Source organism: Rhodovulum viride (genome assembly GCF_003265965.1).
Classification (GTDB): domain Bacteria; phylum Pseudomonadota; class Alphaproteobacteria; order Rhodobacterales; family Rhodobacteraceae; genus Rhodovulum; species Rhodovulum kholense.
The window spans coordinates 1-13,900 of record NZ_MUAV01000041.1; the positions used below are offsets into that span (position 1 = coordinate 1).

11 protein-coding genes and 2 pseudogenes are annotated in these 13,900 nt (G+C 63.9%); 7 read left to right on the top strand and 6 right to left on the bottom strand.

Annotation, left to right across the window (positions count from 1 at the left end; genetic code table 11):
* Positions 1-412 precede the first annotated feature (412 nt).
* The 6 genes from BYZ73_RS22530 to BYZ73_RS19805 all read right to left on the bottom strand — a co-directional run bounded on the left by BYZ73_RS22530 (position 413) and on the right by BYZ73_RS19805 (position 7,288).
* A complete protein-coding gene (locus BYZ73_RS22530; protein ID WP_146176352.1) occupies positions 413-841 on the bottom strand; it encodes a hypothetical protein in 429 nt (142 codons plus the stop codon).
* Positions 842-1,094: 253 nt separating this feature from the next.
* On the bottom strand, positions 1,095-2,069 hold the full coding sequence (locus tag BYZ73_RS22535; RefSeq protein ID WP_146746351.1) for a hypothetical protein: 975 nt from the start codon (positions 2,067-2,069) through the stop codon (positions 1,095-1,097).
* A gap of 55 nt (positions 2,070-2,124) precedes the next feature.
* Complete coding sequence (locus tag BYZ73_RS19790) at positions 2,125-4,008, bottom strand: hypothetical protein (RefSeq protein ID WP_112317372.1); 1,884 nt, start codon at positions 4,006-4,008, stop codon at positions 2,125-2,127.
* The gene (locus BYZ73_RS19795; protein ID WP_181498124.1) at positions 4,005-5,231 is read right to left on the bottom strand and encodes a DUF4123 domain-containing protein; all 1,227 of its coding nucleotides are present in this window, start codon (positions 5,229-5,231) and stop codon (positions 4,005-4,007) included. The genes BYZ73_RS19790 and BYZ73_RS19795 overlap by 4 nt, the downstream gene beginning before the upstream one ends.
* Positions 5,232-5,516: 285 nt before the next feature.
* Positions 5,517-5,849, bottom strand: a complete 333-nt coding sequence (yidD, locus tag BYZ73_RS19800; RefSeq protein WP_112317374.1) for a membrane protein insertion efficiency factor YidD — start codon at positions 5,847-5,849, stop codon at positions 5,517-5,519.
* A 266-nt stretch (positions 5,850-6,115) separates the two neighbouring features.
* Positions 6,116-7,288 carry an AraC family transcriptional regulator gene (locus BYZ73_RS19805; RefSeq protein WP_146746353.1) on the bottom strand — a complete coding sequence of 391 codons (1,173 nt, stop codon included), beginning with the start codon at positions 7,286-7,288 and terminating at the stop codon, positions 6,116-6,118.
* On the opposite strand from BYZ73_RS19805, the gene BYZ73_RS19810 reads away from it, so the two are divergent.
* From BYZ73_RS19810 to BYZ73_RS24065, 7 genes and pseudogenes are all read left to right on the top strand, one after another.
* Positions 7,281-8,711 carry an APC family permease gene (locus tag BYZ73_RS19810; RefSeq protein WP_112317375.1) on the top strand — a complete coding sequence of 477 codons (1,431 nt, stop codon included), beginning with the start codon at positions 7,281-7,283 and terminating at the stop codon, positions 8,709-8,711. The genes BYZ73_RS19805 and BYZ73_RS19810 overlap by 8 nt on opposite strands.
* 33 nt (positions 8,712-8,744) lie before the next feature.
* Positions 8,745-9,884: an ornithine cyclodeaminase family protein gene (locus BYZ73_RS19815; RefSeq protein ID WP_112317376.1), complete on the top strand. Its 1,140-nt coding sequence runs from the start codon at positions 8,745-8,747 to the stop codon at positions 9,882-9,884.
* A 47-nt stretch (positions 9,885-9,931) separates the two neighbouring features.
* Positions 9,932-10,351 (top strand): Rid family hydrolase, encoded by a 420-nt coding sequence (locus BYZ73_RS19820; RefSeq protein ID WP_112317377.1) that lies wholly within the window; start codon positions 9,932-9,934, stop codon positions 10,349-10,351.
* A 3-nt stretch (positions 10,352-10,354) separates the two neighbouring features.
* The gene (locus BYZ73_RS19825) at positions 10,355-11,647 is read left to right on the top strand and encodes an NAD(P)/FAD-dependent oxidoreductase (RefSeq protein ID WP_112317378.1); all 1,293 of its coding nucleotides are present in this window, start codon (positions 10,355-10,357) and stop codon (positions 11,645-11,647) included.
* Positions 11,648-12,619: 972 nt separating this feature from the next.
* A pseudogene (locus tag BYZ73_RS24055) lies at positions 12,620-12,727 on the top strand (transposase); the annotation flags it as partial.
* Positions 12,728-12,777: 50 nt separating this feature from the next.
* Positions 12,778-12,960 (top strand): hypothetical protein, encoded by a 183-nt coding sequence (locus tag BYZ73_RS24060; RefSeq protein ID WP_281258252.1) that lies wholly within the window; start codon positions 12,778-12,780, stop codon positions 12,958-12,960.
* A 205-nt stretch (positions 12,961-13,165) separates the two neighbouring features.
* Positions 13,166-13,861: pseudogene (locus BYZ73_RS24065) on the top strand (IS3 family transposase); the annotation flags it as partial.
* Positions 13,862-13,900 lie beyond the last annotated feature (39 nt).

Below are 13,900 nucleotides of genomic sequence, written 5' to 3' on the forward strand. Positions count from 1 at the left end.
AAGATTAGCCGAAAACTCCAGCTTCAAACGGTCCAGTTTTCAGGGAACAGAGCACATGCATTATCCCGATGGCGTCACCGGCCCGTCATCGTGAGGCAGCCGGAAAAATCCAACTTCCGGCGGTCCAAGGTTGGGGAGCAGGGCACAACCCCAAGGACTCTCGTTATGAACTAGGGACGACCGGGGGGCAGGTCAGCTCCGCAGGCTTGCCGTTGATGAAGACGGTGCCAAAGCCACCCGACAGCGCGCGCCCGTGCGGCAGTTGCGGACAGACTCCGCAGGCATGCGGCGCATAGGCATCCCCCCTGTCGCACCGCGCCGATGCCGTTCACGCAAACATCGCCAGAAGCTTCGATGGAGAGCGTAGGGTGAAAGTGGCAGGCGTGGCCGGAGCCGGCGTCTCCAAGACGGATCACTGCAGGCATGTCGCTTGCTTCATGGTTATTTCCTCTCGGCGTCCTTCGCGAGCAATGGCCTGCAGTCGGATCTCGGCACCGAAATGATCATGGTGTTCAAGTACGAACACCCCTGTTTCCGGATCCAGCTTGCGGGTCGGAACATGGACTAGAGAGACGGTGTTTTCGCCTTTCTTAACTAGATCGTTGACCGGCAGTGAGCTGCTGCAGAGCCCAGTGGAGCCTCTGCTCCAGAGATCAACTCCGTTCAGGCGCAATACCCAGGACGCACCCTGTACGTCGAAGTCGAGATAGTGCTGACGGTTCGGGATATCGGCCATAGCCGCGCCTCCGGTCATGAATAAAGCTAGGATCAGAACAAGATGACGCGGCAGATCAATACGCCACCCACTTGGCGGGAACAGGGTCACAAAGAGTGTGGCCATCCTTTCCTCCTTCGGCCGGTTGCATGCCCTGTCGTGTGGCATACTGCTCATTCACTTTTTAGGTTGAGAACCTCGATACATCGATGCGTTTCGTAGATGATCAACCGAGCACCCTTCCGATGGGCCTGACGTGATGCGGAAGAATTCCGGGAAGTCTGGCATCCAGCCCCGCAGCAGAAACCGCCGCGCTGCCTCAGGGACGATCCCCTCCATCTTTCACTCCATGCCTTTGGTCCCGAGGCCGCAATCCGCCTCAGTTCCTGACGATATCGCCCAGATGCCAGCTGCCTTCGGCATCCCGGAAGAAAACAAGCGAACTGCGCATGTCGTTGCGGTTCTGTTCCGGCGGGAAGCGCCATCGCAGAGGGTCCGGACGGATCCGGACCAGCCGGTGATCGGCCATGAATTCGAGACTGTCACCCAGAGGATCATCGGAGATCCCGAGAGGCGCGAGGGTCGAACCATCGCCGGGATTGCGGCTGAACCTCCGTAAACCGTCCTTTCCGCCGATATAGTCTTCCGCGGATTTGCCACCGGCAAGGGTGGCCCCCGCCCGTGCCCATAGCGGACGGGCCAGTTCCAGTATTTCGTCTCCACGGCCCTGCTCGACGAGCTTGTAGAAATCCTGATAGGCGCGGCGCAGGCCCGCACGCATTTCGCGGGTGTCCTGCAGCGGAACGGCTTTGTCTTCCCAGAAGAAGTCGCCCGGCAGGTCGTCATCAACCGTGAACCGCGCAGTCAGGGTCTCGGCGCGATCGGACTGCCCACTTCCGAGGACCAGGATGGCGCCATCTTCAATAGGGGAAAACGTTCCGCGCAGATCGCCCTCTGTCTTCAGGTGCGCGGTTTCGGTAACGAACTCGCCTCCGACCAAAGGCTGCGGCAGGCGTTTCAGCGGCCCTCCATCGACCTCGTAGCGAACCGAAAGCAGATGGATTTCCTCTCGGCTTCCGTCGCGAGCAATGGCCTGCAGTCGGATCTCGGCTCCGAAATGATCATGGTGTTCAAGTACGAACGCCCCTGTTTCCGGATCCAGCTTGCGGGTCGGAACATGGACTAGAGAGACGGTGTTTTCGCCTTTCTTAACTAGATCGTTGACCGGCAGTGAGCTGCTGCAGAGCCCAGTGGAGCCTCTGCTCCAGAGATCAACTCCGTTCAGGCGCAATACCCAGGACGCACCCTGTACGTCGAAGTCGAGATAGTGCTGACGGTTCGGGATATCGGCCATAGCCGCGCCTCCGGTCATGAATAAAGCTAGGATCAGAACAAGATGACGCGGCAGATCAATACGCCACCCACTTGGCGGGAACAGGGTCCCAAAGAGTATAGCCATTCTTTCCTCCTTCGGCCGGTTGCATGCCCTGTCGTGTGGCATACTGCTCATTCGCCCGCGTGATGTTCTCTTGAACTGATTCAAACACGTCATCTGCATGCAAATCCCTTGTAGCTTTACCGCCGAAACTAGCCCCTTCGCTCTCGGCATGCCTCACGTCGTCCCCGCTATCCCCAATAATCTTGGTTTCCACATAGGCTTCCCCGCTGACCGTCAGGCCCTCGAATTCATGGTTGCGCTCGCGTTTGCCATCGCGGATGCGGGCAGCCCAGGTCCAGGAGGTGTGGATCGTACCGCGCACGCCGGCCTTGGCAGCAAGGACCCAGACCTTGCCCTCGATATGCAGCTTGATTTCGGCCTTGCCGCCGATCTTGACCTCTCCGGACAGGGTCTGCGAGCTGGCAAGGTCGAGCTCTGCCTCCACATCGGGATCGGCGGGGATGGTGATCCCGGAGGTGCCGTTGATGGCAAAGCCGACCTGCCCGTTCGAGCTCAGCTCCAGAAAGGCTTCGACGGTTCCGTTGACGACCTTGCCATCGGCGATCTTGACGCGGGTCTCTTTCAGCAGCTTCGCCGAGGCCGGGGTCAGCACGCATGTCGCCACCATGTCGAGGATATCGAGCCGGCCCGTCACTCCGATCCCCAGGGTCGTGTGCGCCCCGCCCAGCTTCAGCAGCAGATCCGGCGAACCGGATTTCGGTACGAGATCCAGACCGGTGACGCCGAACTCCAGCTTCTGGCTGAACTCGATGGCCGAGGTGAATCTCGCGGCCGCCCGGGCCCTCTCGAGCGGCGTCTTGGTGGACTTGTCAGAGGAGTCGGCTCCCTCCTCCATGTACCGATTGATCTTCCCGAACATGTCCTGCATCAGGCCGATCACACCGCCATTCTCTTCCTTCTCGCCGGGCGGCGAAACCTTGCTGCTCTCACCGCCAGTGGCGGAGGGATTGCCGCCCGAACGCTTCGCGGTCTCTTTCACCGTGATCGCGGTGGTCCCGTAGCGGCCTGTCATGGAGCCCGATATCCCGGCATCCGCAAAGATGCCCGTCAGCGCCAGAGTGACGTGCAGGAAAACCTCGACAGAGCCTTCCAGCGCGACCTTGGGCACCGGGATCACCTTGAGGGGTGTTCCCATGTCGAGACCCGTTCCGATGCATTGTTTCGGTTCGAAACTGGCCCCGTCGCGACTGTCGCGCAGGTTCTGCAGCGCCATGATCGCGTCGAAAGCATAAAGCGCTGCGACAACTTCTTTCGGGACATAGCCCTGGAAGGCCAGCCCGGCCATAGGGGTCTGACGGAGCCCCACGGCGGCCTCGCCAGATGTCTCGCGCTGGCGCCTTCGGAAGTCGTTGGCGTTGATCCCGATCGCGGGCCTGTCCGGCCAGCCCTGCGGACAGGCCTCCCGCCCCGACCAGTCGACCCTGACCTTCCCGCTGAGGTGGCGGCCCTCCATGCTGTCGGCAACGACAAGCATCCGCCTCGGCCCGTCCTTCCCGACGGGCCAGAGCAGTTGTCGCGACCCGTCTGCCGCGTCCGTTATCGAACCGGCGGTGATGCAGCAGGGCTTGGTGGTCTCGCAATCGGGACAGGCGACGGCGAATTCCGGGTCGATGACGCCATCGGCATCGGCATCGGCATCGGCGGGGATCGGCGTCTCGGTCAGGGGCTGACCGCCGTTTCGCAGGTAGTCGGCATAGTGGTTCGCCACAGTTATGTCCTCGACGACCGGATCGCCGTCGCGAAGCGAGGCAATGGTCTGATAAGGCGAACTGAAATTTTCGGGCTTGAAACGCGCCAGATAGATCAGGTCATCGGCGGACGGGGCGTAGGTCACGGGCGGCTTCCCTCCTGTATTGGCCGGACGACGGCTGTTCCGGGTGCGGACAGGCCGCCGGTCCAGGCCGCCCGCATCACCGGCATCCGCTTGCGAAGATCCTCTTCGCGCAGCCAGTGCGCCCGGTCGCTGTCGCGCAGGATCCCGGCCGTCCGGCGATCGCGCTCGAAGATATCCGGGCCGAATTCGCAGATGTAGCGGGCAAGCAGGAAGACCTGTCCCTGTGTCGACAGACCGTGGCGCCTTCCTGTCTTCTGGGCCAAAGTAACGGCGTCGATCAGTCCTTCGCCATCAACACGACCGTAAAGCCCCGCCAGCCGGGCCGCCATCCGGCGCCGGGCCCGAGCGGCATGAAGTGTCTCGAAACGACCGAACTCGGCCTGCGAGACGCGGAAGCTTTCCGGCCGGCGCGTTCGCCCCCGCGCTTCGGGGTCCGGCGCGGGGGTCACGATCCGCAGATAGCGATCGCTGAACCGGGCGGGCGGAGCCAGGAAATCGTCCCGGTCGATCCCGTCGACCGGCGACAGCTCCGGACCGGCGGGCAGGATAACCTCGCTGCAGCAGGCCATCAGCCGTCGGTAATGTCCGGGATCCAGCGCCATGCTCATGTCCAGGGCGACCCTCGGGTCGTAAAAGCGGAAATAGACCGGCGAGTGGTCGTTGGCGGGCGTCCAAAGCATGGTAAAGCGGCGCAGATGCGCGCGCAGCTCGTCCAGATCGCGATCCGAGCGCAACCAGATACCCCAGTTGCTGTGCGGGGGCATCGCACGCAGACAGTCCCAGAAAGCCGAACCCGGGACGCAACGCAGAAGCCAAGGGGCAATTGCCCGGCGGGCGGGATCCGGAGAAGCATAGAGGCAGCGGCTCTCGACCTCTCCCGCCCCAGTCCATTTTGCCAGATCGGGCATGGCGATTCCATCGGCCAGGGCCCAGAGTTGTCCGTTCGGGTCATCCAGAAGACAATCCGGACCGGATTCTGTGACAGTCGGCCTTGCGAGCCCCGTTTCGGGCACCGGATCGCCATCGGGGACACCCACGCCGAAAGCTATCGGGGATTTCCGCGAAAGGCCGCCGATGATGCGCAACTGCTCCGGCGTGACCTCGGCATCGGTGAGTTTCCGGAAGGGACCGTCAAGCCAGTTCCCGCGCCCTGAGGCGCCGGTGTGGCAGAGCAAAAACCGCCGTGCCTCATCCGCGCTGGAGGCAAGGGCGAGGACTTCCATTTTCAACGGCTGGCTGCCCTCGATCCGGCGCAGGGTTGCCCGCCAATAATCCATTTGCATAAGACACTCGTCAATTGCACACGGAACCACTCAAAGCGCGCGCCGGGACGGCTCCAGTCAATCAAAAGGTTAGTTCGACACTATTCACCTGCGCTCAGCGGGCAACCCGGTTTCCCGAAAACGGCGAAAACCTGCCGGCGTTCGATGCCGCACGCGCGAGAAGGCTCTGGCATCGATCCGGAGCGACCAGCCGTCCCGTCATGCACCGCCCCGGGCTCGCAGGCTTCACCGGAACAGGCTGAACAGTCTGCAGGCGTCGGCGGAGCAAGCGGCGCAGTCGTTCACTCCGACCAGCGTATCGCAACAGCCATAAGCCAGATCGCAGGCGCCCTTTCCGCGACGCTTTTTCGAGTTACCGGCGGCCTCCTGGCATGCCGCGAAACGGGCAGCGATGGCCGGCATGGCGCGCAGCACGCCGGTTTCGGCAATGCGTTGCCTGACGAAGCCCGAACAACCGGTGCCGCCATGAACCGCCCGATAGGTGCAAATAAGCCCTTTGCGGGGGGAGATCCGGCGCTGATAGAAATCTATGGTCCATAACGACATGGCCGATAACATGTGGATCTTCTTCCGGTGATGCCGTTCTTCTTGGCAGTTTCAGTTGCAGGGCCGCGCTCTTTCCGCTGATGAAGATTCTGCCGGAAGCAGATCGTGATCGGCTCGGCGTGCAACTGGACCTGAGAAGGCGACGCGGCCTGTCCCTAGGTGTTCAGTCCCGGCATCTGCTGGCCACGTCTGCCAACGAGAGAGAAATGCGCGACGTGCTTGGCCGCGCGCGCTCATGCGCCGACACGCCATCGCGCCCGGCCTCGGACGGGCACGGATCAACGACACCGCGTTTCCCGCCCGAGGCTCGGAGCATCGCCTGTCCAGCTGCGAAATGCGCGCCAGAAGCTCGTGCCGTCGGAGTAACCGAGAGCCGTCGCCACGGCCTCGACGCTCATGCCCTTTTCGGCAAGCAGGCTCCGGGCACGCCTCTGCCGGTGCCGACGCAGGAGCGCGCTCAGACTTTGCCCTTCTTCCGCAAGCCGCCGCTGCAGGCTGCGCGGGGGCATCCGGAGCGCTGCCGCAATCGTGCGCAGATCGACCGGCCGCACCCCGAGATAGAGATCGATCAGCGCCTCGACCTGGTCGACAGTACTTTCGGAACGATTGGCACCGGCTGTCAGATCCTGCAGATGCCGCTCGATCAGCGCGATCATGTCGGGATCTTCCGTGCGATGCACCCGTTCGGCCGCAGCGGCGGAAAAGACGATCGCATTGGTGGGATGGGCATAGACCACCGGGGCACGGAAGAGCGCCTCGAGCCGGGTCTTCTCGGGGATCGGCGGATGGTTGAGGCGGATCTCGGACGGCCGCCAGCGCGGATCGAAGGCGCCGCGGATCAGCCGGCAGATGCCCGCGAGGCTGAATTCGGTATCCTGACGCGACGGCGCCAGGACCGGCGCGGTGATCCGGTATGTGAAGACGAGGTTGCCATCCTCGCTCTCGAGGCTCGATCGGGTGCCGCTTTGCAGCGCCCCCGACCAGCGCGCGAAAGCCGAAAGCGCACCGCGGATCGTGCCTGCCTGCACCGCGCGAAGCCCGATCGGCGCGAGATTGCCCGGCCGGAGCGAAAAGCCCAGCCGGGCGCCGAACAGCGGGTCGCCCGCGAGATCCGCCGCGGCCTCGATGATTGAGAGATAGCTTTGCAGGCGAATCGCCGCATAAGGGTCGGCCAGGATCTCTGGAGACAGTTTTTCGCGCGCAAGCAGAACTTCCAAACTGCCCGGATCGTCAGCAAAGTATTCCAGAATTGGCCCAAAAATAAGGGCCCTGACAGACAGCATTCCGGGCAGGGGGGTGCTCATCGGGGACATATTTCCGCAATTGCGGCCAATGCGGCGGCTTTGGCGCAAACTATCGGATTTTTGGCGCGGATTGCAATGGCGGCTGCTGTCCGGCGACTTGCAGACCGATCCTAAGAACATAGCAACAGGGATCGGTAGAATGGACAAAGGACAGGGCGCGAACCGCCTTCAGGCCAATTCGATAGGGCTTGCGCATATCGTTTTCTTCGTCGTCGCGGCGGCCGCGCCGATGACCGCCGTCGTCGGCGCAACCCCGCCCGCCTTCGCCTTCGGCAATGGCGCGGGCGTCCCCGGCGCCTTCATCCTGGCGGGCATTCTCTACCTGATCTTCTCGGCCGGTTTCACAGCGATGACCCGGCATGTGCCCCGCGCAGGCGCGTTCTACACCTATATCACGCGCGGCCTCGGTTCGCCTGCGGGGCTGGGCGGGGCGCTGACGGCCCTTCTGGCCTATTTCGCCATCCAGATCGCCGTTTTCGCGCTCTTCGCGGTCTTCGTCTCGGGCTTTGCCTCCTCCCTCGGTCTCGATCTGCCCTGGTGGGTCTGGGCCTTCGCCGGGCTCGCCGCGGTGGTGCTTCTGGGACGGCGGCACATCTCGGTTTCGGGGCATATCCTCGGCGTGTGCATGATCGCCGAACTCGTGATCCTGTTGGTCCTCGACATCGCCATCCTGGCACATGGGGGCGGCCCGGACGGGATCTCGGCCGCGGGGTTCCGGCCTTCGGACGTGCTGGTGCCGGGGCTGGGCGTGACGATGGTCTTCGTGCTCGGGTCCTATGTCGGCTTCGAGGCCACCGCGATCTTCGGCGAGGAAGCCTCGAATCCCGACCGCACCATTCCGCGGGCGACCTATACGGCCGTGATCCTGATCACCGCCTTCTATGCCTTCTCGACCTGGTCGATCGTGCAGTTCTACGGCCCGGAAAACGCGCAGGCTGCGGCCGCCGCTTCGCTCGAAGGCTTCTACTTCAACGCGATGGAGGCGCTTCTGGGCGGCTGGGTCGTGAAGCTTGCCTACATACTGCTCATCACCAGCCTCTTTGCCTGCCTGCTGTCCTTCCACAACACGCTCAACCGCTATCTCTATGCGCTGGGGCATGAGGGGCTGATCTGGGCCCATGTGGCGAAAGTCCACGAGGATCATGGCTCGCCCCATGTGGCGGGACTTGTCCAGGCGGCGCTGGTCGTCTCGATCCTCGGTCTCTTCGCGCTCTTCGGAGCCGATCCCTACGGCGTCGTCTTCTCGTGGATGTCAGCGCTTGCGGTCCTGTCCATCGTTGCGGTGCAGGCCATGGTCTCGGCCGCCGTGATCGCCTTCTTCCGGCGCGACAGCTTCGGCCGCTCGCCGCTGGTCACCCTGGTCGCCCCTGCGCTGACCACGGCCGGACTGGCCGCTGCCTTCTGCCTCGTCTGGTCGAACCTGCCGATGCTGACGGGCTCGGAAAACCCGGCCGTGCGGGCCTTCCCCGTGATCGTTCTTGGCACCGCCGCGTCGGGCTGGCTCCTGGCGCTTCGGATCAAGCGCGCGCAACCCGAGCTCTATGCCCGCCTGGGCCAAGCCTTCGACTGACCCCTTTCCTTATAAAAACAGAAAGATACCAACATGAACGCCGCAACGCGTATCGACTTCCTTTACCTGTCCGAACCCGACATGATCAAGGCGGGCGTCACCGACATGGCCGCATGCGTCGACTGCATGGAGGAGATGTTCGGCTTGCTGCATGCCGGCGATTACCGGATGGCCGGGGCGAACAACGACAGCCACGGCGCGATGGTGATGTTCCCTGCGGAAAGCCCGTTTCCCACGATGCCCAAGCCCACCGCCGACCGCCGCTTCATGGCGATGCCGGCCTATCTCGGCGGCCGCTTCTGCACCACGGGCGTCAAGTGGTACGGCTCGAACGTCGCGAACCGCGAGAAGGGCCTGCCGCGCTCGATCCTGATGTTCACGCTCAACGACACCGAAACCGGGGCGCCTCTGGCGCATATGTCGGCAAACCTCCTGTCCGCCTACCGCACCGGCGCGGTGCCGGGGGTGGGCGCCCGGCATCTGGCGCGGAATGACGCGAAGATTGCGGGCATCCTCGGGCCGGGGGTGATGGCGAAGACGACGCTTTCGGCCTTCATGGCCGCCTGTCCGGGGATCGACACGCTGAAGGTCAAGGGGCGCGGCGAAAAGAGCCTGAACGACTTCCTCGCATGGGTGGCCGGCGCTTTCCCGCAGATCACCTCGGTCATCGTCGTGGAGAGCATCGAGGAGGTGGTGCGCGGCTCGGACCTGGTAAGCTACTGCAATTCCGGCGAAACCGGGGACCCGTCCACCTATCCGATCGTCAGGCGGGACTGGGTGAAACCCGGCGCCTTCCTGGCGATGCCCGCCGTCTGCAACATCGACGAGGGCATGCAGGCTCCGGACATCCGCAAGGTGCTCGACAATACCGGGCTTTACGAGGCGTGGTACGAGGAAGTGCCGAAGCCCGCCCATGCCACCATCCCGGTCATCGGCGTGAAATTCATGGACATGATCGCCGAGGGGAAGATGGCCCGGAGCGATCTCGAGGATCTGGGCGCGATCGTCGCGGGCGATGCTCCCGGCCGCAGGACCGATGACGAGATCGTCATCATGTCGGTGGGCGGCATGCCCGTCGAGGATGTGGCCTGGGGCACCGTGGTTTACCGCAACGCGGTCGAACGCGGCATCGGCGTAAAGCTCAACCTTTGGGAAGAACCGGTCCTGCGCTGATATTTTCCGGGGGGCCGCCGCCCCCCATTTGACCCGATGGAATGCAAATGACACAGATCCTGAAACTGAAATCCGGCAATGCGCTGGAAGAGAAGAGCAGCTATTCCCGCCTCGTCGCGGCGGGCGACTGGATCTTCGTCTCGAACACCGCCGGGCGGAACCCCGAGACGAAGCTGATCCCCGAAGACGTGGCCGGGCAGACCCGCCAGGTCTTTGCCAATATCTCCCGCGCGCTCGCAGGCGCTGGCGCCTGCCTTGGTGATACCGTCTCGGCACGGGTCTTCATCCAGGAACCGGCCGACACGCCCGCCGTGATGGAGATCTTCGCCGAGATGTTCCGCGGCATCGATCCCGCGCTGACCGTCACCTGCCCGCCGCTCGGCTCGACCGCCTACAAGGTCGAGATCGAGGTGACCGCCTTCCGCGGCGCCTCGAACGGGGCGCAGAAGATCACGCTGGAGGGCTGAGGGATGGAACCGCTTGCAGATCTTCCCGTCTCCACCCTCGACATTCCGGCGAAAACCACGGTGGTGGTGATCGGTGCGGGGATCGCCGGGCTCTCGGCCGCGCTGACGCTCATCGAGCGGGGCATTCCCGTCTGCGTGCTGGACAAGGGCCGGATAGGGGCCGAGCAATCGGGCCGCAACCTCGGCTGGGTGCGCAAGACCTCGCGCGCGCCGGCCGATGTGCCGCTCGCGCAGGCCGCCGACCGGCTTTGGGCCGCGATGCCCGCGCGGATCGGGTCGGATTGCGGTTACCGGCAGGCGGGGATCCTGTTCGTCACCCGGTCCCGGAAACAGATGGCGGTCTACGAGGACTGGCTGAAGGCCGTCGCGCCCCTCGATCTGGGTGCAAGGGCGCTGTCTCCGTCAGAGATCGACCACCTCGTGCCGGGCGGTACGGGCGGCTGGATCGGCGGCCTGCACACGGCCTCGGACGGCCGCGCGGAACCGTCGATGGCCTGTGCCGCACTGGCCCGGGCGGTGCTTGCCAAGGGCGGTCAGATCGTCGAGCACTGCTCTGTCCGCACGCTGTCGACCGCGGCCGGAAAGGTCTCGGGCGTCGTCACCGAACGCGGCGAGATCGCCTGCGATCAGGTGATCCTGGCTGCGGGGCTCTGGTCGCGGCGCTTTCTGGGCAACCTCGGCGTCTTCCTTCCGGCGCTGCCGCTCATCTGCTCGGTCCTGCGCACCGCGCCGATGGAGGGGCCCTGCGAGACAGCCGTGGGCGGCCCGGACTTCTCCTTCCGCAAGCGGCTGGACGGCGGCTTTACCATCACCCAGCGGGGTCGGCTCGATGCGCCGCTCACGCCCGACCATCTGCGGCTCGGCCTGCGCTACCTGCCTGTCCTACGGACGCAGAAGGGGGCGGTTCAGACGGGGCTCGGGCGGCATTTCCTGAACGAGCTGCTTTCGGAAACGCGCTGGCGGGACGGCCGGATCACTCCCTTCGAGCGGTGCCGGATCATGGATCCGCCGGTCAATGCCGGGCTCAACGCCGAGGCCCTTGCCGCGCTGCGCAAGGCCTGGCCGGTCTTCGAGAAGGCGCGCACCGCTGCGGCCTGGGCGGGCATGATCGACGTCACCCCCGACAGCGATCCGGTGATCGACAGCGTGGCCCGGCTGCCCGGTCTGACGGTCGCCACCGGCTTTTCCGGCCATGGTTTCGGCACGGGTCCAGCGGCGGGACAACTGGCCGCCGATCTGGCAACCGGCGCCGTGCCGCTCGTCGATCCCGCCCCCTACCGGTTCTCGCGGTTCTGAGAGCAGGTCCCCAGACGCCGCCGCAGCGGATGGCTCAGGTCCCGCTGTGGCGGGGGTTCTGGCCCGGGCAGAGGGGGCGCGGACCCTGCCCGCAAGGTGTACATGGCCGCGTGTAACCTGCGGCCGAGCCGCCGCCAGAGTGGGGCCTCGCCACCGCTCCGGGGAAGTCCAGGCGAGGCCTTGCGAATACCTCGAGCGGCAGCTTGCCGCCCGGTGTCGATTTTCTGGAAAAAGGAGTCAGACGGCGCAGCTGAGTTCCGGTAAATTGCGGCGGTTGCGTACCCCTGCAACCAAATTCCTTAGCGTTTACAAACCATTGCACGCCGCACTTCGGGGCCGCCGTTGCGTTTCCACCGCCCCTGGAAGCACCGTGGAAGCAAGAAGCGCCGAAGTCCTGCATATCGCTTCGTGAATCGACGCCTGCAATGAGCGTTGCTTCTGACCTGCTCGATCATTGTCCTTACGTCGATGGACGATCAGACTGTTCCCTTGCAGAGGGAGAGAATGCCGCTCAGTTGCAAGCGTTACAACTGCCCCCCATTTTGATCTCTATTCTGAGCAAGGAAATGCCTCTATATTGGCGCCTAGCGCCAATATAGAGGCATTATACGTGGGCTCTTTCCGCCCAGAATCGACCTTCAGCCTAAGGTCAGGATGCTGCAGCGGGAGCCGCCGAACCCGTCCTTCGCCGCGCTACCCTCCACCGCGACCGTCAGAGGTCGGCTCAGCGGACAAGGGGGGAGTACGCCGCGATTGACCGAACGTCGGCTGTCGGCGTTTCGCGACGAACAAGCACCCTGCATTGGGCGGAGATCAGACCGAAACACATAAGCAGCAGTGAAGTCGCAGCTCTTTGCCAAAGCAGCTAACCGCTACCAGTACAGTAGTGGGGGCCCACTGACCTTCCCCCCGGAAACCGGGCCATTGCGAACTGGAATTTTCCACCTTTGACTGGACGAAGGAGGAAGACCCATGAAGCGGAAACGGTTCTCTGAGGAGAAGATCATCGGCGTGCTGAGGGAGCATGAGGCCGGGGCGAAGGTGGACGACATCTGCCGTCGGTACGGCATCAGTTCGGCGACGTTCTACAATGAGCCATTGCTGCGCCATTGGTCCAAGCACAATGGCGAATGCTCAAGAAGTACGGCGGTATGGATGCGTCCGAAGCTAAGCGGCTGCGCGAGCTCGAAGCCGAGAACGCCAAGCTCAAGCGGAATGAGCCATTGTCCGCCATTGGTCCGAGGACAATGGCGAATGCAGATCAGATGCTGGACATGACCGCGATGAAGGAGCTTCTGGCAAAAAACTGGTGAGGGTGAGCCATCGCGTCGCCATGCGTTCGAGACCGATGGCGAACGGCGAAGCGCAAAGCCGTGGGCTTTCTGATCACCGAGATGGGCCTCAGCGAACGGCGCGCCTGTCGGATCGTCGGCCTGGCACGATCGGTCCAGCAATACCGATCTGTGCCGAAGGACGACGCGGCGGTGGTCGAGCGCATGAAGGCGCTGGCGTCGGAGAAACCGCCGATACGGCTATCTGCGGCTGCACGCCATGCTGCGGCGCGAGGGCCTGGTAATGAACCATAAGCGGACCTACCGGCTTTACACCGACCAGGGTCTGCAAGTGAGAACGCGGAAGCGAAGGAAGCTGCCCCGGCGCGACCGGGTTGCCCCGCAGGTGCTGGAACGGCCGATGCAGCGGTGGTCGATGGATTTCGTTGGCGACCAGCTGGCCGATTGCCGACGGTTCCGCGTGCTCAATATTGTCGATGATCACAGCCGGTTCTGTCTTGGCCAGATCGTGGACGTGTCGATCCCGGGCGCCAGGGTGGCGCGCTTCCTCGATGATCTGGCGCTGCGCTTCTGGGTGCCCGAGGAGATCGTTCTCGACAACGGCCCCGAAGGCACCAGCAAGGCGATGTTCGATTGGTCCGAACGTACCGGCGTGCGGTTACGGTTCATCGAGCCCGGCAAGCCGGTCCAGAATGCCTTCGTCGAGAGCTTCAACGGCAAGTTCCGGGATGAATGCCTGAACCTGCACTGGTTCCGGTCGCTGCGACACGCCCGCGAAGAGATCGGCCGATGGCGCCATCACTACAACACCGCGCGCCCGCATTCGGCGCTCGGATACCTCTCACCAACGGAGTTCCTGACCAAAACCACCGCGCCGGCGCTTGAGACTCTTGCGGGGCGTTGTTGCAGAACGTCGGCCTGAGGTGTGAGTGGCCCTTTCCCGTCGGTGCTCAGGCCACGC

Coding starts and splice junctions, on each gene's coding strand:
- BYZ73_RS22530 (WP_146176352.1), bottom strand. CDS start 841: ATGGCCACACTCTTTGTGACCCTGTTCCCGCCAAGTGGGTGGCGTATT.
- BYZ73_RS22535 (WP_146746351.1), bottom strand. CDS start 2,069: ATGGCCGATATCCCGAACCGTCAGCACTATCTCGACTTCGACGTACAG.
- BYZ73_RS19795 (WP_181498124.1), bottom strand. CDS start 5,231: ATGGAAGTCCTCGCCCTTGCCTCCAGCGCGGATGAGGCACGGCGGTTT.
- yidD (WP_112317374.1), bottom strand. CDS start 5,849: ATGTTATCGGCCATGTCGTTATGGACCATAGATTTCTATCAGCGCCGG.
- BYZ73_RS19810 (WP_112317375.1), top strand. CDS start 7,281: ATGGACAAAGGACAGGGCGCGAACCGCCTTCAGGCCAATTCGATAGGG.
- BYZ73_RS19815 (WP_112317376.1), top strand. CDS start 8,745: ATGAACGCCGCAACGCGTATCGACTTCCTTTACCTGTCCGAACCCGAC.
- BYZ73_RS19820 (WP_112317377.1), top strand. CDS start 9,932: ATGACACAGATCCTGAAACTGAAATCCGGCAATGCGCTGGAAGAGAAG.
- BYZ73_RS19825 (WP_112317378.1), top strand. CDS start 10,355: ATGGAACCGCTTGCAGATCTTCCCGTCTCCACCCTCGACATTCCGGCG.
- BYZ73_RS24060 (WP_281258252.1), top strand. CDS start 12,778: ATGCTCAAGAAGTACGGCGGTATGGATGCGTCCGAAGCTAAGCGGCTG.